The sequence below is a fragment of the Cupriavidus sp. 05L411 genome (assembly GCF_056398045.1).
The window spans coordinates 39,884-58,605 of sequence record NZ_JBFTOQ010000006.1 but is presented as its reverse complement, the minus strand read 5'-3'; the positions used below and the strand labels follow the sequence as shown (position 1 = coordinate 58,605).

Genomic DNA, 18,722 nt, shown 5'->3' with positions numbered 1-18,722 from the left:
CCCCTGAATATTTCTAAGCGTTGGCCGACAACAACAAGAGAATTAGGCAACTCCTATATCAGATCTTCATATGTTTAAATTGGCAGCACGCAGCGTTGCTGCACCACTTATGCGCACGCTGCGCGAAACCGGAATGGGCACCCCGCACAATCCGGTTTTTTTTTTGCCTTTTCAACCCGCGCACGGCGGGCATGAAAAAAGCCACCCGAAGGTGGCCGTGAGTTCAAACAACGAAGGATTGACGGTGGTGCCCAATAGATCATGCAGGCACTTGTAGCCGGAGGCGGGCCGGTTCTGCCGTAGAATCTCGGCTCAAAACTAGAAACCACTGCCAGAAAAATGCGCATCGAAGCCAGTACGCCGGGCCCCGTACTCAGCACCCCACAGAGCCATAAGGATTACCGCGCAGACATTGATGGGCTTCGTGCCGTCGCCGCTTGCTCTATCGTGCTGTTCCACGCTTTCCCCCAAGCGCTTCGCGGGGGATTCGTTGGGGTTGACATCTTCTTCGTCATTTCCGGCTACCTGATTGGGAAAATCATCCTGCAAGGCGTTGCCACCGGCACGTTCCGTTTTTCGCACTTCTATGCCAGGCGCATACGCCGCATTTTCCCAGCGCTGACGCTAGTGCTGATAGCGTGCTTCGCGTTCGGCTGGTCTAGCCTTATGCCCGCCGAGCTCAAAGAACTTGGCAAGCATTTGGCATCGGGTGCCGGATTCGTGTCTAACTTCGCCCTATGGAGCGAAGCCGGCTACTTCGACCCGGCCGCCGAGGTGAAGCCGCTTCTGCACCTCTGGTCCCTCGGCATCGAAGAACAGTTCTACATCTTCTGGCCTTTGATTCTCTGGCTGTGCTGGCGCGCCCGCGTGAATGCGCTGATCCCGATCACCGTGGTCTGCGCTGCGTCTTTTGCACTCAACATACTGACGATTCACAGTGACCCAACGGCCGCCTTCTACTCTCCGCTGAGCCGCATATGGGAACTGCTGATTGGCACGCTGCTGGCGTACCAGCACCTCAACAAGGGCTCATTCTTCCCTGGGCACGGAAACGCGAAGTCAATCCTGGGCGCGCTCTTAGTCGGCCTCACAATTGTGCTGCTGAAGCAAGACGTAGCGTTCCCCGGCTGGTGGGCGTTGCTGCCCACGCTTGGCACGTATCTGCTGATCGACGCCGGGCCCAATGCATGGCTGAACCGAAAGATCCTGTCCGCCAAGCCGATGCTGTGGTTCGGCGCCATCAGCTTTCCGCTCTACCTGTGGCACTGGCCCCTTCTGTCTTTTGCACGCATCCTTGAGCTCGGCACGCCACCCATCACAATGCGCATCGCCGCGGTACTCGCCAGCGTCGCGCTGGCTTGGCTGACGTATCGGCTGGTGGAAAGCCCCCTCCGTTTCGGCGGCCGCAGTCGCGCAAAGCTGGCTGGACTGTGCGGAACGGCGGCGCTGGCCGGTTGCGTGGGCTACATCACGTTCGCCCACGACGGTATCCCATCGCGGTTCCCGGAAGAGGTGAGGCACATTGCGGACTTCAAGTACAACTACGCGATCGACGCGCGCACTTCCAAGTGCTGGCTGGCTGCCGAGAATGCATTCGATGGGTTCAGCGAAGAATGCATACAGGCACCGCAGGTGCCCGGTGGCCGCTCGATTTTCGTCTGGGGCGACTCGCACGCTGCGCGGCTCTATCCCGGCTTGCGCAAGCTTCTCGGCGATGACTACGCCATATCACAATTCACACGTGATTCGTGCCCCCCAATCCTGAACTTCAGGTATGAATCCTGCGCCCGAAGCAACGAATACGCGCTCGCGACAATCCGGCGCACACAGCCACAGATGGTGATTCTCTTTGCCGTGTGGAACCACTACCAGGACAACTGGGACGTCGATTCGCCCGCGCGGCAAGGTCTACACGCGGCAATCACAGCGCTCAAGAGCGCCGGCATCAAACAGATAGTCGTCCTTGGGCCAGCGCCGCGCTGGAAGGATATGCTGCCCAAGCTGGTCTACCAGGACTGGAAGCAAAGCTATCCCGCGCGCAGGATTCCAGAGCGGCTCGCGACCAATCTGGACCCGACCTCCTTCACCGTCGACGCTCAAATGAAGAAGGCGATGGGTTCGGAGGGCGTCCGGTTCGTCTCCATCGTGCAGTACCTCTGCACAACAGGTGGCTGCCTGACGCATGTCCCGAATGAACCCGATGCGCTGCTGAGCTGGGACTACGGGCACCTGACCACAGAGGGGGCAACCTTCGTAGCCCAACACCTGGCCGACCAGGGGGCTTTGCCATAGGCGAGCCCCAACGGCCGGAACCGCGCAACTGGCGCTGTCAGGTCGGCGCTCGCTATTGCATGGGCACGGCCGGGTTGTACTCCGTCGGCTTGACACGGCCGCCAATGGCGGCCGCAGTCCCCGAGAGTGGGCATCGGTACAAGCGAGCAGACCCATTCTCGATCCAGAGCCCGTATGGGGACATTGCGCCAACCGCCTGTACGTGGTCTAGCCACGCATCGCCCTCAGTCCATAGATTGGCGTAAAAGCGCGCGGGTGTGGGCTGAGGCGAAAGAACGCTGGATGCATTTCCTAGCTTGGAGCCAACCATCCACGTCTTACTGCCGTGGCCAGTGTCAGCGATGTTCTGCCCGTAGTTCCCCTCATAGACCCCGTTGATCCTGCACACCCTGGTGCTGCCGTGGCCGCTACTACCCTGACAGTTCCGTACGCCAGTGAACTTGCGATACTGGATGACGCCGTTCAGCCGGCCAATGCAATCGATCTCGACAACTTCTGATGATCGCCCGGCATCATCATCGTTGTAGTTGAGCCCATCCCCGTTGAGACTGCGTTCGGTGAGGCAGTTCTGCAGGTAGATCTCGCCACCTTTCACCTGTAGGTTGTGGTACCCCAGATACTGAAGGCGGCAGTCCTTTGCGTACACGATGGGGCGGATGCCATTCTGGGGGATTACGGAGAGCTGATTGTCGCCCCGTATCGCAATGCCCTCCAAGTAGAGCTTGGCGCCGTAGATCAGATGGTCAGCCGGGCGCTCATACATGATCTCGACCCGGCCGAGCTCAGCCGTCTTGGTGAAATCCCGGTTCTCGTGCCGCAGGTAGATTCGTTTGGTGCTGGGGTTCTGGCTCCAGCCTGATCCAACGGCGTTGACTTCGGCCGCCGTCGCGTACCACTGCAGTTGTACTTCGCGGTCCTGCTCGTGGAAAACGATGTGCGACACGAATTCGCCACCCGGCGGCACCGCATCAAAGAGCGTCGATGTAGGGTAGCCGCTGTGCCACTCCATCTGACCCGGCTGGGCGCCTGGCGCGCGCCACGTCACTGAGCCAGGACCGCCCCAAGCCTTGATGTGCACCGCACGCGCAATCGACCCATTGCCTATCATGTTTTGCGAAGCGCGAAGATCAAGTCGATCCGTATACGTGCCTGGCTTGAGCCAAATACAGCCTAGCGACGGAGTGTTTGTCATAGCCGCGCCGACTGACCGGTAGGGGTGGCTCTGGCCGCCCTTGTTGGAGTCAGAGCCGTTGACGGGGTCCACCCATACCTCCGTCGCCCCCTGTTCGGACCTGAACCGCTGGTCGAAGAGCGCCTGCAGATCGATGTCATGCCGAGCGCGGCCAGGCCCAGCGCATCCGAGAATGCTTCCCGGCACGTACTCAAATCCGACCGGGCGCACTCGATGCAAGCGATTGACACTTAGCGACCGAATGCCAACGCCGCCGACTAGCAAGCTAGCACCCCAGATGCTGGCTATGAGCCGTCTTCTGCTTTTGTCCAATTTCCTTCCCCGAATTGCTTGGATCTTTATCCCTTCGCATTCTAAACCCTCACGCTAACGGCGCCGCTCGGCTTGGTGCCGTAGAGAACCACCGGCACAACTCAGGCGCCAGACGCGACCATGAACTGCCGCGACATCTCGGGAAGCGAGTCGTAATAGGCGGCATACCTCGGATCATCACTCGGAACCCGGCCCAAGTTCGACCATGCGGCCGGGTCCTGCGGGGCACCAAACACGGAGACCACCGTGGCTTCCGATGCGTCCAAAAACTGCACGCAAATGTCTTTCATCGCACGCCTCTCGTTAGAAATCGTATGCCATAACGGAAATGCTGAACGTCGCGATGCCGCCTGTAGTCTGCGCCGTGTAGTAGACCGTCTGGGGGACAACGATGTCGATCTCCACCATGCCAATGGTGCTCACGCCGGCCAACGAGGCGGCGGCGCCGAAGTATGCCGACCCCAACGCCGAGGCGGCGCTTGAAAGGGACATGTTCTGCGCCGTTCCGACGGTATTGCATAGGGCGCTTAACCAGCCCCTGACATGCCTTGCATTCTTCGGGACCGCCCCCGCAAGGGACAGCGGCGTGAGCGATGCCTGTTGAGCGCTGGAACTGAGAACCCCCGTCGTGGGGATCAGAACCCTACGACCGATCATGCTTGCCGAGACCAACTTCCCGGCGCCGTCGGTCGGCCACACGGCAACAAGCGCCGACGCCGTGTAGCCGGCTGGCATGTTTGCGCCACCATAGACATCAGGCAGCAGCACGCTAGTCGCATCGCGCCCCAAAAGCGCACGGCTGTTGGTGGTAGGGTTGTAGATCTCGTAGATCCCCACGTAGCCATTGGCGGGCGGGGTCCCGCCGTCCATGCCGCCTGCGCCGGTGGTGGCCAGGTTGATCGTCTGATTGACCCCGGCGAGGCAGTATCGTGCCCCACCGAGCGCCGATTCGACAATCAGCTCGTCGGCTGTGAACGTGGCCGTCGAGGACGCGGCTGCGACCAGCATCTGGGCGTTGCGCGCCGACCCCACGATACCGGACGCCTGGGTGAGCTGCACCGCATGCTGTGGCTGTGTCGCAGGCGCAACCTGCAGCGCGCCACCGGTGCATTCCAGTAGCACAAACGAACTGATGTCCGCGCGCCAGACGACCTGAGCCTTGCCGCCGGCGACGATCTCGCCGCCCTGCAGCGCGCTGTGCGCGCCACCGACCATCGGCTGCGCGCCCAAGCCGTTGACGTTCAGCGTCGAGGCGCCATTGTTTGCCGTCTTGGCCTTGAACCACAGCACCATTCCGTCGGTCAGCGTGGTGATCGGCGGCGAGTAGCTGACGGCATAGGCATTGGCCGTGCCGGTGTCCACTGCCGTCGTCAGCGCATTCTGCTGGATCGCATGCAGCAGGTCCGCCGGCAGGATTGGCGCGTTGGGCGCTTGGGCGATGCTGGTCGACGTGATGGTGGTCTGGCCGTTGGCGACCGTCACCACCCACAGGCCAGAGTAGCCTGCATCCGGCGCGGGCGTCGTCTGCGTGCCAGTGGTGGCCGCCACGCCGGCCTTCACCTGGATGCTAACGATGCCCTTGCGTGCGGTTGCCTGCTGGGCGCCGCTGCCGCCCGGGCCGGACCAGGCCTGCGTGGGGTTGCTGGCGTTGTAGTACGGCAGCGTGATCAGGCCGGTATCCGAGTCCTGATATGCCGCTTGGATCAGGTAGTTCACGCTCTGGCCGGCGGTGGCCGGCGCGGGGCAGCTCAGCGTGACGGGGTCGAGGGAAATGCCCTGCTTCAGGATGCTGTGCGCGGTGTCCGCCGGCAGCGACGAGTAGGCCGTCGCGTCGATGTTGGCAAGGCTGTAGATCTCCCCGGGGTTCACGACGACCTGCAACGAGGCCGGGCCGGTCGGCACGCAGCCGAGGCCACTCACCACGGTGGCGGTACCCAGCATCGCAGCGGCCATCTTGGCCAGCGCGACCATGGCGTACTTGTTGGTGTTGAGCAGATCCGTCTCGAGGGGGATCTGGCCGGGGTAGACGATCTGGCGGTCCATTTAGGCTCCGGAAATGAGAGCGGCGCCCGTAGGCGCCGCAAAGCAAAGCTGTGAAGGTAGGGTTAGCTGCTGATCCGCGTCCACACGATCGTGGCCACCGGCTTGACGCTGTCGATCGCGGCGTAGATGTCTGCGTCGGTCACGCCCCCCTGGATCATTGAGAGAGAGGCGTAGGCGGCGCGGGAGGCCTGCGAATAGCCCCCGGTCGAGATGCCGTAGCCGGCAATGACTGGAATCCCCGTGCCGGCCGGGCGAAACGCTGTCACGAAGGCCTGGAATGGCATCAGCATCGAGCCGTACGCCCCGGCCACGCCGTACCCGATCAGAGGACCGCCGTATGCGCCAGTGTCCGCCGGCCGCGTCGGCTCGATCACCACCGGCGTGCGGCCCGTCAGGTCCTGCAGTACCCGGATCAGGCCCGCGCGCGTCGCTCGCTCGCGGAACAGGTTGATCAGGATCCGCGCCCGAAACGAGTCATCCGACTGGTTTGCCGCGCGCAGCAGCGCCGAGCCGAAGAAGTCAGCTGCGATCATGTCGAGCCAGCCGTCGGTGGCGGACTTGATTCGCGTCTGCAGGCGGGCGTAGCTCAGCAGGCTGTAGATAAAGGCGCTGGTGTAGGCCAGACCCTGCAGCAGGCCGGTAATGACTGGGGATTGACTCTCATCGGGGAACCAGCGCGGCAGGTAGCCCCGCAGCCGGCGGTGGACATCGTTTTGATCGCCGACTGCCATTTATGCCACCGAGATCGTAGAGGCCTTGACAGTCTGCTTGGCCGTGGCCACCAGGTCAGCCGTGCCGCCATTCAGAGTAACGCCCGTCACGTTGGTGACCCCCGGCGAGGCATCATAGGCCACCTGTGCCAGCCGGCTATAGGGCAGCGTCATGGTCTGCGCCACCACGTCGCGCGGCAGCGCGTTGATGTAGTTCGCCAGGGCCGTCGCAACGAGCTGCCGCGTGGCAGCGCCGTCGTAGCCGGCACCAACCGTGCACGTCATCGCCACCGAGGCATTCACCAGCGCCGGCGCGAACACACCGAAGCTGCTACACAGCGGCCGCACTGCGTCGATCGCGTTCGCCACGGTGGCGAGGAACGTGCTGCCGGGCGCGCCGGTGCCGTCATCTACCACCACATAGAAGTAACCCATCTGCACCGCGCCGGCGTACGTCTGGTTCTCGACCAGCGCGTACGTGACGCCCTGCTTGAGGGACGTGATGGCGTAGCCTACGGCGTCCTTTGTGGCCTTGGACAGGCTGCGGATGTAAGCGATGAAGCGCGTGCGCAAGGCTGGGTCCGATTCAGCGTCAGCGCCGTTGGCAAAGCTGGCGCCGTTCGTGACGGTATCCACGCCCGAAATCGCCCCGGCAATCACCGAGACCGCCCCGATTACAGCGTTGCCGGCCGCGCCGGCCAGCACCGCCAGGACGGGCACACTCACGCTAGGCGTGCCCGCCACCAACACAAAGCCGCCCAGCGTGGCGCTGTAGGCCGGATTGGTCGTGTCGGCGACGACAGCGTACTGCTGCGTGCCGTCGCCCGTCTGGACTGTGGCGCCGACCGGCACCACGGCCTGCTGCGTCGCGGTGAAGCGAGAGAATGTGACTTGCCCGGTCGCGTAGGTGGCCGGCAGCCGGCTCACGCCGAAGTCGGCCACCCAGCTGTCCAGGTCGGCACCGCTGGACGTAGCCGCACGCGTGATCGCCAGGACCTGCATGATTAGGCTTTCGAGCCAGACCGTCACCGCGGCGTTCGCCTCCACAACCGCACGCAGGATCGACCCGATCGTGAGATCGAGCAGGACGCTCGCATAGCCCTGAATGGCCGTCACGCTCTCGCGCACCAGCGTGGTGAAGTCCTTCGTGGAAATGGCCATGTCAGCGGTTCACGTCAAAGCTGAGGGTTACCGGCTTGCGCGTGGTCGCGCTGGTGTACCGGACGGTCACGGCGAAGCCGGAATTGATCTGCTGCAGGTCCACCTCGGGCTCGGGCTGCCGGGCAACCGCGTCTTCCATCAGGACCTGGCCGCGGATGAGCGCGCGCAGCGCAGGCAGATCGGCGTTCTGGCCAATCTTGGCCGGCAGGCCCGCACCGTATTCGGGGTGGAAGATGTACTCGCCTGGGTTGGTGACCAATCGGCGCACGATGCGTTGCTGTGTGCGCGTGTCACCGCTGGCCTGTCCGAGATCGCCGGTCGGCGAGACGCCAAGGTCGTTCCCGACCCAGTGGTCGACGTCGTTGAGAAGCTGCTGGGTCATACCGGTGTGCCTGTGTTGGCGCCGCCGTTGCCGTTGCTATGGCGGTGCGTGCTGCCGATGTCGACGCCGTTGTTGTGGATGGTGCCGGTGGTGTCCAGGTTGCCGGTCACCGTCGAGGTGGCGCCCGAACCGTTGTCCCCCGAGATGTCCATGCCGCCCTGCCCGGTGATGGTCTGTTCGACCAGCAGCGTGTTGTCCATCTGCACGGGCCCGACGAAGTGGTGCAACTGGGCGGTGTACTTGGCCGTGGTCTGAGCCACCACCTCGACGGTGCCGTCGTTCTTGAACCGCAGCGCCGACCCGGATTGATGGACGATCCAGAACTCGCCGGACGGCGCGCCGGGTGGCCGCGCCGCGTCGCTGTACAGCCGCCCGCACACGTAGCCAGTCTCGATTTCGCCCCCAAAGAACTTCACCTCAACCTGGTCGCCAGGGCTGGGCGGCGCGTCCAGGCCCCAGGTATTGCCGACCCATGGCGAGGCGACAGGCAGCCAGCCTGTCAGGGTACGGTCGGGGAAGTCCGGGTCGGCGGGTTCCAGGCGGACCTTTGCTGAAGCGTTACTGGGGTCGTAGCTGGTGACGATGCCGACGCAGCATTCCGCCCGCCCGGCCTGCGCCAGCTCGGCAGCAAGGGCCATCTGGTTGCGAAAGCGCTGCATCATAGGGGCGGCACCGAGTCGGGATTGTGGTTCTTGGCCGAGATGTCCATCACGTAGCCCTCTTCCAGGCTCATCTGGCGCGTGATGCCGTCCACGTAGTAGTCCTGATCGAAGGCGGTCCCGGTGCCGTTCAGGCGCACCAGGGTGGTCTGCGTCAGCACGTTGTCGGCCGGCAGCCGCGCGCGCAACTTCATCTCGTGCTGCGTGATCTCGCGGTGCGTCTTCTCGGCAAGCTTGTTGGCCCGGTCCTGATCCAGGCCGCCGCGGTTGATCGTGTAGATCTGCTGGTTTCCAAAGGGCGACGCCTTGCCCGGTTGGATTGTCTTGCCGCGGCTCGGGTAATAGGCCGTGATCCTGTTACCCGGCTTCAAGTGCCAGGACCGCACCACCACTGTGACGCCCTTCGCAACCGTCAGGCTTCGCGAAAGCCGCAGATCCCGCACGTTGGCCGAAGGGTTCCCTTGGCCATCCACAACCCAGCGCAGCTCATAGACGTTGGAAGGCCCACCCACTGGCGCGGACGAGATGCCGCTGAGTTGCTCGTTCAGGTCGTGGTAGCGCTTCTTGTACAGCCCGCGCGCCCTATCCAGGGTTGCGGTCGCCTCTGCCACCTTTGCCAGCCCCGCTTGCTGCGCGGCTGCGGCCGCTGCATCGTCGCCAGCGGCCACCGCGGCATCCTTCGCATCGGAATCGGCCAGCGCCGCCTTGTTCAAGGCCTTCGCCTTCTCCTGCTCGGCCCGCCACGCTGCCGACACCTCATCGAACTCCTTCTGTAGGGCGGCCTTGTCCTCTGGCACCACTGGCAGCGTGTCTTCCTGCCGCGGCTCGAAATGCAGCTCCTGCCCCTTCACGTAGCAGATGAACCCCTCTTCCGACGCCAACCACGTGAGCAAGTCCCACTCGCTGCGCTGGTCGACCATTCGCACGTGGTCATAGGCATACAGGCTGCCGGCCTTTGTCGTCGTCGCTGCCACGACTGGCGTCAGGCCGTGCGCCTGTGCCAGCTGGATTGCGATCTCCGACGAAGTCAGGTTCTGGTACTGCATGGACGTCTTGGCGTCGATGAACGCCGCTGTCAGGTCGCGCCCGGTCAGCACCAGGGTGGTAGCGACCGGGTCATAGTCAAGGTCGTCCACCCGTCCATAAATAAGGCTTTGCAGGTCGGACTCGCTGAAGTTGGACGGATCGCCCGGGAAGCCGGCAAAGATCTCGACGAACGCTTCCTTCTGAGCCGCAAACCACGCCGCGTTGGTCTCGGCGGGCAGCGCGGTCACCGCGAACGACACGCGGAACGTGTCGGCCTGGTAGAACGTGTTGTTGTCCACTGACCAGTCGATCCAGGCATCCACGCGCACGCCGGCGACCTTGACGATGCCGCGCGGCTGCCGGGAAGTGGCCTGCACAGGGAGTTCGTTCAGGCTCATGAGTTCACCAGTCCGCCAACCTGGTCCTTGGAAGGCGGAATCGTCACCGTCTGGACCGAGGGCGGCAGTTGCGGATCCCCGCCGAGTTGCGGGTTGGCCTTCGCCAGCCCCGTCCAGGCCATGGCGTCGCCCCACTCTTTGGCGGCCATGTCCATAAGGTTGCCGCCGGCTACAGTGACCTGCTTCGCGCTGGCGTAGATCGATCCGACGTTCAACTGCACCCGGCCCATGACGCGATCGAGTTGGATCAGCGCCGGCAGCTGCTGCGCCGCCAGGATCTGGCCCGAAATCGTCTGCACCTGGCGTGCAATGGGGTTGTTCGGCAGGATGCCGCCGAGCGTGGTCACGTTGACCAGCGTGTTGTTCACCTGCGCGACGATGCTCTGCGCCTCATTGCGCAGGGCCGCGATCGGCTGCAGCACACTATTTAATGTGGACTGCGCCGCGTTGGCGAAGCTCGACACGTTGCTGACGGCGTTCTTCACGGTGCCCATGATGCTCGACAGCGAGATATTGCCGATACCCGAGACCAGGCTGTCGGCCGAGGCGATGTCTCCGTTGATCAGACTATCGATGCTGGGACCGCCCTTGCCGGCGGTGGAGAGTGTGAGGTCTTCCACCACCTCGCAAGTGATGTGGTACGGGATCTGGTAGAAGCGCTCGAAGTCCGCCCGGAATTCCCGGACCAGCACGGCGTACACCAGCTCAGACCATTTGAGGACCACCGGCGCCCCCGCCACCCGCATCCCATCGAGCGCCCGCGCGCGCGCCAACGCCTTCGGACCGCGCAACCAGCCCGACCACTCTGGTGGCGCAGAAAACGCGCCCATGGCGTCCACGACCTTCACGCCGCCCACCAGACGGTGGACCGCCAGCTGCTGCTCGCCACCAAACGGGATCTTCTCGGGGACCTCTTCGCGATCAAACTGGAAGTCGCCGAGCTGCATGACAAAGTCGGTCATGGCTTATCTCAGTGCTGGCGGGCGCATGCCCATGCCGGTGTCGAAGGTGCCGGGGCCGGTCTGGGGTCGAGCGAGGTCCCGGGCTTGGTGGAAGCTGGTGGCTTCGGCCAGCACCCGACTGTCCAGCTTGATCGCAGTATTTACCTGGACCATCTGCGGCGCAGGGGTGCCGATTGGATCCGCCTTGGCCAGTCGGCGGTCGTTCTGGTCGCTGACATCGGGTGAGAGGTACGCCTTTATCGCCCGATAGCCCCAGCCGATCGCCCCGCCGGTGCCGATGGCACGCGGATCGAGAGAGAACGGACTGCCCGCGGCCTGAAGCTTCTCGCTCAGCCCAGCGTTCTTCTGCCCCCAGTCGTTCACCGAACGGAAGAAGTCGGCGCCTGTGTTCAGCAGCTTGGTGACCGTGGGCAGAATGCCTTTACCCATCTCTGACTTCATTGATTCCCACGCGGCGATAAAGTCCGCCTCGGCGCCTGGCGCAGTTTCCTTCGCTTCCTTGATCGTGCCCTCGACACCCTTGGCATTCTTCACCAGCTTCGCATCGCGCAGTGCCTGCGCCTGCTGCGTAGTAAAGTTGGCGCCCATGTTCGACCCCTGCCGGTTCGAAAGAATTTGGTTCACAAAGGCGATCACCTCGGAATCGGATTTGGCGCCGGCCTTCTTCGCAGCACCAGTGGCGTAGGTCATCAGCCATTGCGCAGGATCCTCGCGCAGCATCTTCTCGTCGACGATGTTCTTCAGCGCCATCGACTTGATGGTCTTCCCACCCACGCTGCCGCTAGTCACCTCGGTGAGCTCGGCCAGGCCGGCGTCAGCGAGCGCGGCCATGGTCTTCTTCGGCGTGCGCCCGGCGACCAGGTTCTGATACATCGACATCAGCGCCGTACCGGTGCGAGAACCGCCCTGCTCTTGGGCTAGCGTGGCCAGGTTCATGATCCCCTGGTCACTCAGCCCCTTGAACGCCGCGCCGCCCGTCTTGGCCATGGCCTCCAGGTCGGTGAACTTGAGCGCACCGCCAGAGCCGGTCACCATGCGCTGGGCAAGATCCAGCCCGCGCATGAACTCTTCCTTGTTGTTGGTCAGGCCGCGCATGTCGTTGAAGCGCATGACCGCGCGCACCGCCCCCTCGTCAAGGCTGCCCACCTTGCCGCTGAACAGCACGGAGTTGGCTGCGTTCAGGGCCGCCAGCGTCGGCGCGACCTGCTTGGCAACATCCAGATTGCCGAACATGCCCACGGATTCCCGAAGGGTTTCCATCAGCGTGGCGCTGGACGTGCCGAAGACCTTAGTGCCGCGGGCAAACTTGTCCGCGTCCTTGTTGACTTCATCGCCCAGGTTCATGGTCCTGAATCGAGCGGCGGCCAGCTGGTATTCCTTGCCCGCGTCGTACAGGGCCTTCGTCACGTACAGGCCCGCGAAGCCGGCCGCCACAGGCGCCAGCGCGCCGCCGGGCAGCCCCATGCCGACTGCGCCCACCCCGAAACCACCCGAGCCGACATGCACGTTACCGCCGTGCCCGCCAAAGCCGCCCCCGCCACCGGCAGCGCCACCAGCCCCACCGGCGCCTTGGCGCCTCGGCGGAATTGGATTGAAGCCTACCGGCCCAGGGGGAACGGGTGGCCGGCGCCCGCCACCCCCACCACCTGGACCGAACTGCCCAATAAAGGCCGACCGCGAGGCCGCGACGCCAGCGGCGTGCACGGCATTCATGCTGCGCGCGAGCTGTGCGGCCTCGGTATTGGCCCGACCCATGTTGTTCGCCATGGTGCCGCTGGCGCGTGCGATGCCGCGGATACCTGCCACGTGGCTGTCCATCTGGGCCAGATGCCGGTTCACGTTGGCCGCCAGCGCGTCGACTTTCCGGAATTCGGAGGCGAGTTTGAGCAGCTGCGGAGCGATGAGGTCGTTCAGGACCAGGGTGGCGCCGATCTTATAAACGTCGATCATGGTGGCCTATACTTATCATTCCAGAGTCCGTTGCCGAACCCATGCACTCGCTGAAGATCCGCATTCACAAGTGGCTAGCAGAGCACACTTCATGGATGCAATACCCTGGCGTGCGACAAGAATTGGTGCTGAGCGATGAAGAGCAGCAAGCGCGCCTAGACCGCCGTGTGCGTCGCGTTTTCGTGACGCTTGCCATCCTGCTTGTTGGCCTACCCGCTCTCGCAGGCGCGATCTCCGGCCTACTTGAGCCGCGGGTTGCGCCAGCTCCGGCCCGCCAACCAGGCAGCGACAGTCCGGCCAAACCTCGCCTGAATGTCTTTACCGGCACGGATAGCCGCCGGGCCTAGCACGGCGCGCGGGGGAATCGTCCGAGTTCCGAGTTCGTGCCAGACCATCTTCTGGTCATTCGAACCCACCACCGCCTCGTTGCCGATCACAGTCGTCTCGATGCTGTCGCGCATCTGCCCATTGCGAAGCAATGGCGCGTCAACGGGATAGCCCTTCCGGATCTTGTCGAACTCGGTTTCAGCGGTCAGCTCTTCCCACTTCGCGAACGGGCCGACGGCCGGCTGGTAATGGGCGATCTCCGACTTGGCGATCTTCTGGATCAGCTCCGCGCCCTTCTCCGTCACGTGGTGCGTGACGGCGGGGGCCTCGGCGGCAAGTATCGTCAAGTGGTTGGCGAAGTCGGCCATACTGCGAAATGTCTTCATCCCCGCTCCCTGAAGGCCATCGCCTCCCAGTCGAACTTCTCGCCATCAAACTCTCGCATCACCACGCAGGCTGCGAAGCGCTCTTCGGCCGTGTAGGAAAAGGCCACGTCGTACGGCACGCCATTCTTGATCAGCAGCATGGCCTGCCTGAACGCCGGGGCCCGCGCTAGTTTTTTGCGGCTTCCGCGCCCCCGCCGCCGGCAGCGCCATCGATCCTGGCCATGCCCTGCTGCACGGCCACCATACCGGCCTCGTCCAGGCGCTGGATCAGCGCTTCGAGTTCCAGCTTGCTGGTGGGCGGCAGAACCGGCTCGCCATCGATCGCGGCCACGTAAAGCACCGGCAGGCACATGTACCGGTAGACGCTGTTCTCTGCTGCCTCGGGCCCCATGGCCTCGACCAGGCGGAATTGCGCCAGGATGCCGGGCTTCTTGAGGGTGATCTGGCGCCCTGTCGAATCGGACACGGTGGTTTCCGCCGCGGCGCGCGCGACGACTTCTTCGGAAGGGCGAAGGGTAACGGTTGGGGTGCTCATGAGTTCAGGCGATCCGTTTGCGGCGCGAGGCCATGAATGTTAGGGAGAGCTTGACCGAGGCGTCTCCAGCGGCCTCGCCGCCATCGTCGAGCGACAGCACGACCCCGTCGTAGCGCCACTGCGAAATTGCGCCACTCGGTTCCGAGACGGTCTCGTAGATCTGGCACGGCTGCTCGTTGATTCCCGAGTAGTAGTCCGTTTCGAGCTGGTCGAAGTACGACTCGATCTCCGGGCCAGCCCGGTTGACGCCAAACGAGCCGGACCAGCCATCAAAGAAGCGTAGGTGCACAGAGAGGCCGGTGATCAGCTTCACGCGTTCCTGCGTGGTGTCCTGCTTCTTCCGGAAGGTGGTCAGCTTCGGGATCTGCAGTGGACCGGTCGGGGTCTGGATGACCAGCGTGGTATCGCGCCCGACGGAAAGCCCTTGTTGCGGCATGTTGTTCTCCAGAAAGAGAGAAGCCCGGCGAGCCGGGCGGTGTTATCGGGTGCTTACTGCACGATCACGGTGGTCTGGCCGCCCTGCAGGTTGACCAGGAAGTTGCGGACGACCGCCATGTAGCGCGCCTGGACGTTTGCCTGCATCCAGCCCGCGCGGATACGCGCGTCAGGGTTGTTGGTCCTGTCGAGCACGACCTTGTAGGCGTCGATCATCTTGGGCCTCACGTCTGCCATGTTCGACATGAACTGATCCAGCCCGGCAAACGCATTCGAACGGGTATCGTCCTCGTCGTCGAAGCCTTGCAGCTCACCAGTGAACTTCCCGCCCCAGGCATCGATGCTGTACGCGATGTAGTTCGTCAGGCGCGTGTAGCTGTCTTCGCGCAATGCCTGGTCGCTGCTCGAATTCAGGCCCAGCACGAATGAAAAGTACTTGCCGCCCGGGGACGGGTTGGTCAGCACGTCGATGCCGGCCTGCACCAGCTGCAGCAGCTCGGCGGTCGAGTAAGGCTGGTTGTTGTAGGTCCGCTGGGTAGCGACGATGCCCTGCAACTGCTTGTTCAGCGTGCTCTTCTCGGGTGACTGGTTGACCATCAGGCCCAGCGCGAACGCTTGCGGAGAGATGAGGCGCACTTGGTTGATGGTCGTGTCGTTCACGTACACCCAGTCGCCGAAGATCACCTTGCCCGCGTATGTGTCGATGCCGGCAGCTCCCTTCGTCGTCGCGGCATTGCCGATGGTGTCGCCTGCCGGCCCGACCATCTGCATGTAAGACCCCTCGCCCAGGCCATAGGCAACCTGCGTCGACCAGGTCGTCGAGTCGTCGCAGTCGGCCAGCGCAATCACGCTGGCCCCGGACTTGCGCAGGGCGTACATGCCCTTGCGGGGCGCCGTGTCCGCGCCCAGCAGCATCGAACCGGTGATGGAGGCCGCCCCGTCGGTGCCACCGATGAGCGAGACGGTGGCCGGCAGGGTCGGGGGCGCGGTACCAGCACCAGCGGTGGCCACGCACATCGTCGACGGTCCCCGAAACTGGCTGTTGCCGAAGTTCACGGCCTTGACGATGTTGTCCCGCAGCGTGGCGCCGGCCCCTGGGATGTTGTCGTAGACCTCCGGCTGGTAGCCGGCCAGCGTGATGGTCAGCTTGGTGGTGCTGGCCGCGGTGCCGGCGCCCAGGATCGCCGAGATGCTATTGCCCAGCGAACCGGTGTACTTCGACGTGAGGGTCACGAAGTTCGTACTGAAGGTCGCGGCGGCAGCCACGTCGGTGCCGTCGGTCACGCGCACGAGCGCAAAAGCGCCAACGTTCCCCTGCATGCCGGCCCAGTTGAGCACCGTCATCAGGTCGTACTTGCGCGCCTGCATCGGGCCGAACACCGCAGCACCACCGGCATAGTCGGAGACTGGAACGGGCACGCCGACCGGCCCCCAGGTGGCCGTGCCAACGATTCCGCCGATGTTGCTCGGCACGCCGTTGATGGGCGCCGGGCCCGGGGGTTGGATGGCGACGATGACGCCAGGCACCTGCTGTGCCGTCAGGTTCACCTGCCCTGCTTGAACAACGGTCATGGATGGCTCCAGAAACGAAAAGAGCCACCCTCAGGTGGCCCGCATTGATGCGATGTGGGTTATTTGGACTTGGCCGGCGGGGCGGCCACCTTGACAACGTTGTTCGACTGCTCGGACGCCAGGACGGCGGCCACTTCCTGAGCATCGGTGATCTCGTCGCCGATCTGGTAGCCGTTGAATGGCGAAATGACGCGAAGAATCATGGTGGGCCTCACATGTAGATGGTTTTGATGACGGCCGGCGCGTCGTTCTCGATAACGACCTGGCCCTGCGTCACCTCGTAGTGCTGCGCCTGCACGGTGGTCGAGTACTCGATCCAGCAGGCCAGGTCACGGCGGTAAATTCGCTCCTTTTGCCCACGGTCGTCCCACGAATTGGACAGCGCGCGCGAGCGCAGCGTCCCGAACGACCCATCGGGCAGCGTGATCCGGTTGATGCCGGCCAGCGCCGAGTCGATCGCGCCGGCCAGCGGGTCGCGCGCGTCGTAGCAGTTCGCCCAGACGGTGATGAGGAACTCCTGATCCTGCCGGCGCACCTCTCGCAGCCGTATGGCAGCGCCGCCGACGCGGCAGAACACCGGCGGCACCGGCCCCTGTATGTAGACCGGCGTGCCGTCGGCCAGCACGACGTTCACGCCGTCATTGGTGGTCACCAGAGTGCCGGCGATCGTGATCACCTGTCCCGAGCTGGTGGTGCCAGGGTAGTCGGCAGCGATGAGCGTCGCCAGCGCCGTTGCCGCGCTTGCCAGGGTGTCGCCCGGCTGCGCCGAATAGACATAGGGCACCGCCTCGACGAACACGACCAGGTTCTGCGGCGTCGACATCGCACCGCCAAGCGTGACGGATTGCCCCGCCACGGTCAGCGTGACCGTGTGGACCGGCGGGGTGATGGTCCGCCACTTCGAAATCGCGTTATCAACGGGCTTCACCGCGCGCGGGAAGACGCTGACGTGCACCTTCCCGGCGGCCATATCGTCCGCCAGCTGCGCCGGGTTCGGCCAGCCCGCGTAGACCTTGATTGGCTGCCCGCTGATGGACGGCTGGCCGGTGCCCCCTGGGTAGGCGGTCTGCGCGACCAGTGCCACCAGCGCGCGCGAGGCGTCGGATAGATCAGCCATCAAGCACCTCGTGGAGAGTAGCGAGCAGGCCCATCCCTGTCACGCCATATCCGGCGCGCCGCAGCATCGCCTTCGCGGCGTCCGCCTCGTGCAGCATCTTCGCGATCAGCTCAGCCAGTTCCTGGTCACTCTTTGCGCGCTCAACCATCGCGCGGCACGCCTCGATCTTCATGCATGCACCTCAGTCACATCGATGCGCCAGAGCTGGTCCGTGCGCTCGGCGCCCACCACCAGGAACCGGCGCCCAAGGTCGTCCGTCAACGTGTCAGCGGCGCGCAGCGCCACGGGAATGCTGGACGGCAGCAAGACCTGGAACCCATGCTCGTCGGCGGACGCTGGCAGCGGCTCATACCGACGGGTGCGGCCACCGAACAGGATCGACGCCGGCCAGCCCGGACCACCGGGCGTGCCCAGCACCGGCGTGTCGACATGGCCGCAGCTGCCCGAATAGCCCACATCGCCGACGGCGTCGGATGCAGCTGGCCGCGCCAGCCAGACCTTGCCGTTGCACTCGACCGTCAGGATCGGCAGCTCGGGCTGCATGCCGGCGATGAAGTGCGCAGCAGGCCCGCGCACCACGTAGTCGCCGACCTGCGTCTGGCGGCCGTCGAGCAGGCAGTACCAGTACGGCTTGTCCGGCAGGTTGGGCCGCGTGTATGACCATTCCTGCGCGCTGAACGAAGCATTCAGGCTTGCCACCTTGGCCGTCAGCGGGTCAGCCGCGCTGGCCGGCCGGTAGACGTCGTAGACGTAGCCGATCCGCTTGGCCGCCTTGGCATAGCCGGCATAGATGCGGTCTTGGAGTTTGGCTGCATCCATCAGAACCTCACGCAGTCGACACCGAGCGCGGCATAGTCGCTGCGCTTGGCCGCGATCAGAACAGCCTGGCGCGCGGTCGCGCCCGCCTCCAGCGCGCCCCAGGCGAACTCGTGGCCCGCGCCCTGGGCGAAGATCCGCTCCCGCATGCGGCACCCGTAGGAGAGCGCGCCAGACAGCTGCCACACGCCGCCGCGCTCGCCGATGACGACGGCGCAGGTGCTGGTCTTGTCGACGTCGAAGTGCGCCGGGTCGGGGCGGCCCCCGCCGCGCATCCAGGCCAGGATGGCCATGGCGAAATCGCCGTTGCCGCAGAAGGCGACGAGAAACACGCGGCCGCCAGGCGCCCTCACCCGGTAGATTTTGCGGACGCGCCGGCGCACGCCGCCGGACCAAGAGCAGCGGTCGGCGGCGAGCGTCGTTCCGTCCCATGCGATCGTTGTCACA

General features: G+C 64.4%; 21 protein-coding genes. 1 reads left to right on the top strand and 20 read right to left on the bottom strand.

Annotated elements, in window-relative coordinates:
• Positions 1-339: 339 nt before the first annotated feature.
• Positions 340-2,292 (top strand): acyltransferase family protein, encoded by a 1,953-nt coding sequence (locus AC1DQR_RS08720; RefSeq protein ID WP_441630038.1) that lies wholly within the window; start codon positions 340-342, stop codon positions 2,290-2,292.
• Positions 2,293-2,344: 52 nt separating this feature from the next.
• Here the strand turns inward: AC1DQR_RS08720 and AC1DQR_RS08715 are convergent, their stop codons facing one another.
• The 20 genes from AC1DQR_RS08715 to AC1DQR_RS08620 form a co-directional block, all read right to left on the bottom strand.
• Positions 2,345-3,301, bottom strand: a complete 957-nt coding sequence (locus AC1DQR_RS08715) for a hypothetical protein (protein ID WP_416048932.1) — start codon at positions 3,299-3,301, stop codon at positions 2,345-2,347.
• 596 nt (positions 3,302-3,897) lie between these two features.
• Entirely contained in the window at positions 3,898-4,086 is a 189-nt protein-coding gene (locus AC1DQR_RS08710) for a hypothetical protein (protein ID WP_416048933.1), read from the bottom strand.
• A 13-nt stretch (positions 4,087-4,099) separates the two neighbouring features.
• On the bottom strand, positions 4,100-5,839 hold the full coding sequence (locus AC1DQR_RS08705) for a hypothetical protein (protein ID WP_441630035.1): 1,740 nt from the start codon (positions 5,837-5,839) through the stop codon (positions 4,100-4,102).
• A gap of 62 nt (positions 5,840-5,901) precedes the next feature.
• Positions 5,902-6,570, bottom strand: coding sequence for a hypothetical protein (locus AC1DQR_RS08700; RefSeq protein WP_441630033.1), 669 nt, complete (start codon positions 6,568-6,570; stop codon positions 5,902-5,904).
• Complete coding sequence (locus AC1DQR_RS08695) at positions 6,571-7,710, bottom strand: baseplate J/gp47 family protein (RefSeq protein WP_441630031.1); 1,140 nt, start codon at positions 7,708-7,710, stop codon at positions 6,571-6,573.
• Position 7,711: 1 nt separating this feature from the next.
• A complete protein-coding gene (locus tag AC1DQR_RS08690; protein ID WP_441630029.1) occupies positions 7,712-8,092 on the bottom strand; it encodes a phage tail protein in 381 nt (126 codons plus the stop codon).
• Positions 8,089-8,754 (bottom strand): phage baseplate assembly protein V, encoded by a 666-nt coding sequence (locus AC1DQR_RS08685; RefSeq protein WP_441630027.1) that lies wholly within the window; start codon positions 8,752-8,754, stop codon positions 8,089-8,091. The genes AC1DQR_RS08690 and AC1DQR_RS08685 overlap by 4 nt, the downstream gene beginning before the upstream one ends.
• The gene (locus AC1DQR_RS08680; protein WP_441630025.1) at positions 8,751-10,175 is read right to left on the bottom strand and encodes a hypothetical protein; all 1,425 of its coding nucleotides are present in this window, start codon (positions 10,173-10,175) and stop codon (positions 8,751-8,753) included. The genes AC1DQR_RS08685 and AC1DQR_RS08680 overlap by 4 nt, the downstream gene beginning before the upstream one ends.
• Positions 10,172-11,137, bottom strand: a complete 966-nt coding sequence (locus AC1DQR_RS08675) for a hypothetical protein (protein WP_441630023.1) — start codon at positions 11,135-11,137, stop codon at positions 10,172-10,174. Before AC1DQR_RS08675 ends, AC1DQR_RS08680 begins: the two co-directional genes overlap by 4 nt.
• 3 nt (positions 11,138-11,140) lie before the next feature.
• The gene (locus AC1DQR_RS08670; protein ID WP_441630021.1) at positions 11,141-13,087 is read right to left on the bottom strand and encodes a phage tail tape measure protein; all 1,947 of its coding nucleotides are present in this window, start codon (positions 13,085-13,087) and stop codon (positions 11,141-11,143) included.
• 239 nt (positions 13,088-13,326) lie between these two features.
• Entirely contained in the window at positions 13,327-13,800 is a 474-nt protein-coding gene (locus tag AC1DQR_RS08665) for a phage virion morphogenesis protein (RefSeq protein WP_441630019.1), read from the bottom strand.
• Positions 13,797-13,940 carry a hypothetical protein gene (locus AC1DQR_RS08660; protein ID WP_441630017.1) on the bottom strand — a complete coding sequence of 48 codons (144 nt, stop codon included), beginning with the start codon at positions 13,938-13,940 and terminating at the stop codon, positions 13,797-13,799. The genes AC1DQR_RS08665 and AC1DQR_RS08660 overlap by 4 nt, the downstream gene beginning before the upstream one ends.
• A 26-nt stretch (positions 13,941-13,966) precedes the next feature.
• The gene (locus AC1DQR_RS08655) at positions 13,967-14,335 is read right to left on the bottom strand and encodes a hypothetical protein (protein ID WP_441630015.1); all 369 of its coding nucleotides are present in this window, start codon (positions 14,333-14,335) and stop codon (positions 13,967-13,969) included.
• A 4-nt stretch (positions 14,336-14,339) separates the two neighbouring features.
• The gene (locus tag AC1DQR_RS08650) at positions 14,340-14,771 is read right to left on the bottom strand and encodes a hypothetical protein (protein WP_441630013.1); all 432 of its coding nucleotides are present in this window, start codon (positions 14,769-14,771) and stop codon (positions 14,340-14,342) included.
• A 53-nt stretch (positions 14,772-14,824) separates the two neighbouring features.
• The gene (locus AC1DQR_RS08645) at positions 14,825-16,342 is read right to left on the bottom strand and encodes a phage tail protein (RefSeq protein ID WP_441630011.1); all 1,518 of its coding nucleotides are present in this window, start codon (positions 16,340-16,342) and stop codon (positions 14,825-14,827) included.
• A 59-nt stretch (positions 16,343-16,401) separates the two neighbouring features.
• Positions 16,402-16,545, bottom strand: a complete 144-nt coding sequence (locus tag AC1DQR_RS08640) for a hypothetical protein (RefSeq protein ID WP_416048947.1) — start codon at positions 16,543-16,545, stop codon at positions 16,402-16,404.
• Positions 16,546-16,553: 8 nt separating this feature from the next.
• On the bottom strand, positions 16,554-17,459 hold the full coding sequence (locus AC1DQR_RS08635; protein ID WP_441630009.1) for a hypothetical protein: 906 nt from the start codon (positions 17,457-17,459) through the stop codon (positions 16,554-16,556).
• Positions 17,452-17,631 carry a hypothetical protein gene (locus AC1DQR_RS08630; RefSeq protein WP_441630007.1) on the bottom strand — a complete coding sequence of 60 codons (180 nt, stop codon included), beginning with the start codon at positions 17,629-17,631 and terminating at the stop codon, positions 17,452-17,454. Before AC1DQR_RS08630 ends, AC1DQR_RS08635 begins: the two co-directional genes overlap by 8 nt.
• A complete protein-coding gene (locus AC1DQR_RS08625) occupies positions 17,628-18,278 on the bottom strand; it encodes a hypothetical protein (RefSeq protein ID WP_441630005.1) in 651 nt (216 codons plus the stop codon). The genes AC1DQR_RS08630 and AC1DQR_RS08625 overlap by 4 nt, the downstream gene beginning before the upstream one ends.
• Entirely contained in the window at positions 18,278-18,721 is a 444-nt protein-coding gene (locus tag AC1DQR_RS08620; protein WP_441630004.1) for a hypothetical protein, read from the bottom strand. The genes AC1DQR_RS08625 and AC1DQR_RS08620 overlap by 1 nt, the downstream gene beginning before the upstream one ends.
• Between the last annotated feature and the right edge of the window lies 1 nt (position 18,722).

Bases quoted from the DNA above. Each gene is read 5' to 3' on its own strand.
- AC1DQR_RS08690 (WP_441630029.1), bottom strand. From the start codon at position 8,092: ATGACCCAGCAGCTTCTCAACGACGTCGACCACTGGGTCGGGAACGAC.
- AC1DQR_RS08720 (WP_441630038.1), top strand. From the start codon at position 340: ATGCGCATCGAAGCCAGTACGCCGGGCCCCGTACTCAGCACCCCACAG.
- AC1DQR_RS08705 (WP_441630035.1), bottom strand. From the start codon at position 5,839: ATGGACCGCCAGATCGTCTACCCCGGCCAGATCCCCCTCGAGACGGAT.
- AC1DQR_RS08655 (WP_441630015.1), bottom strand. From the start codon at position 14,335: ATGAGCACCCCAACCGTTACCCTTCGCCCTTCCGAAGAAGTCGTCGCG.
- AC1DQR_RS08675 (WP_441630023.1), bottom strand. From the start codon at position 11,137: ATGACCGACTTTGTCATGCAGCTCGGCGACTTCCAGTTTGATCGCGAA.
- AC1DQR_RS08640 (WP_416048947.1), bottom strand. From the start codon at position 16,545: ATGATTCTTCGCGTCATTTCGCCATTCAACGGCTACCAGATCGGCGAC.
- AC1DQR_RS08660 (WP_441630017.1), bottom strand. From the start codon at position 13,940: ATGCTGCTGATCAAGAATGGCGTGCCGTACGACGTGGCCTTTTCCTAC.
- AC1DQR_RS08715 (WP_416048932.1), bottom strand. From the start codon at position 3,301: ATGGAGTGGCACAGCGGCTACCCTACATCGACGCTCTTTGATGCGGTG.
- AC1DQR_RS08630 (WP_441630007.1), bottom strand. From the start codon at position 17,631: ATGAAGATCGAGGCGTGCCGCGCGATGGTTGAGCGCGCAAAGAGTGAC.
- AC1DQR_RS08650 (WP_441630013.1), bottom strand. From the start codon at position 14,771: ATGCCGCAACAAGGGCTTTCCGTCGGGCGCGATACCACGCTGGTCATC.
- AC1DQR_RS08670 (WP_441630021.1), bottom strand. From the start codon at position 13,087: ATGATCGACGTTTATAAGATCGGCGCCACCCTGGTCCTGAACGACCTC.
- AC1DQR_RS08700 (WP_441630033.1), bottom strand. From the start codon at position 6,570: ATGGCAGTCGGCGATCAAAACGATGTCCACCGCCGGCTGCGGGGCTAC.
- AC1DQR_RS08695 (WP_441630031.1), bottom strand. From the start codon at position 7,710: ATGGCCATTTCCACGAAGGACTTCACCACGCTGGTGCGCGAGAGCGTG.
- AC1DQR_RS08685 (WP_441630027.1), bottom strand. From the start codon at position 8,754: ATGATGCAGCGCTTTCGCAACCAGATGGCCCTTGCTGCCGAGCTGGCG.
- AC1DQR_RS08665 (WP_441630019.1), bottom strand. From the start codon at position 13,800: ATGAAGACATTTCGCAGTATGGCCGACTTCGCCAACCACTTGACGATA.
- AC1DQR_RS08645 (WP_441630011.1), bottom strand. From the start codon at position 16,342: ATGACCGTTGTTCAAGCAGGGCAGGTGAACCTGACGGCACAGCAGGTG.
- AC1DQR_RS08710 (WP_416048933.1), bottom strand. From the start codon at position 4,086: ATGAAAGACATTTGCGTGCAGTTTTTGGACGCATCGGAAGCCACGGTG.
- AC1DQR_RS08625 (WP_441630005.1), bottom strand. From the start codon at position 18,278: ATGGATGCAGCCAAACTCCAAGACCGCATCTATGCCGGCTATGCCAAG.
- AC1DQR_RS08680 (WP_441630025.1), bottom strand. From the start codon at position 10,175: ATGAGCCTGAACGAACTCCCTGTGCAGGCCACTTCCCGGCAGCCGCGC.
- AC1DQR_RS08635 (WP_441630009.1), bottom strand. From the start codon at position 17,459: ATGGCTGATCTATCCGACGCCTCGCGCGCGCTGGTGGCACTGGTCGCG.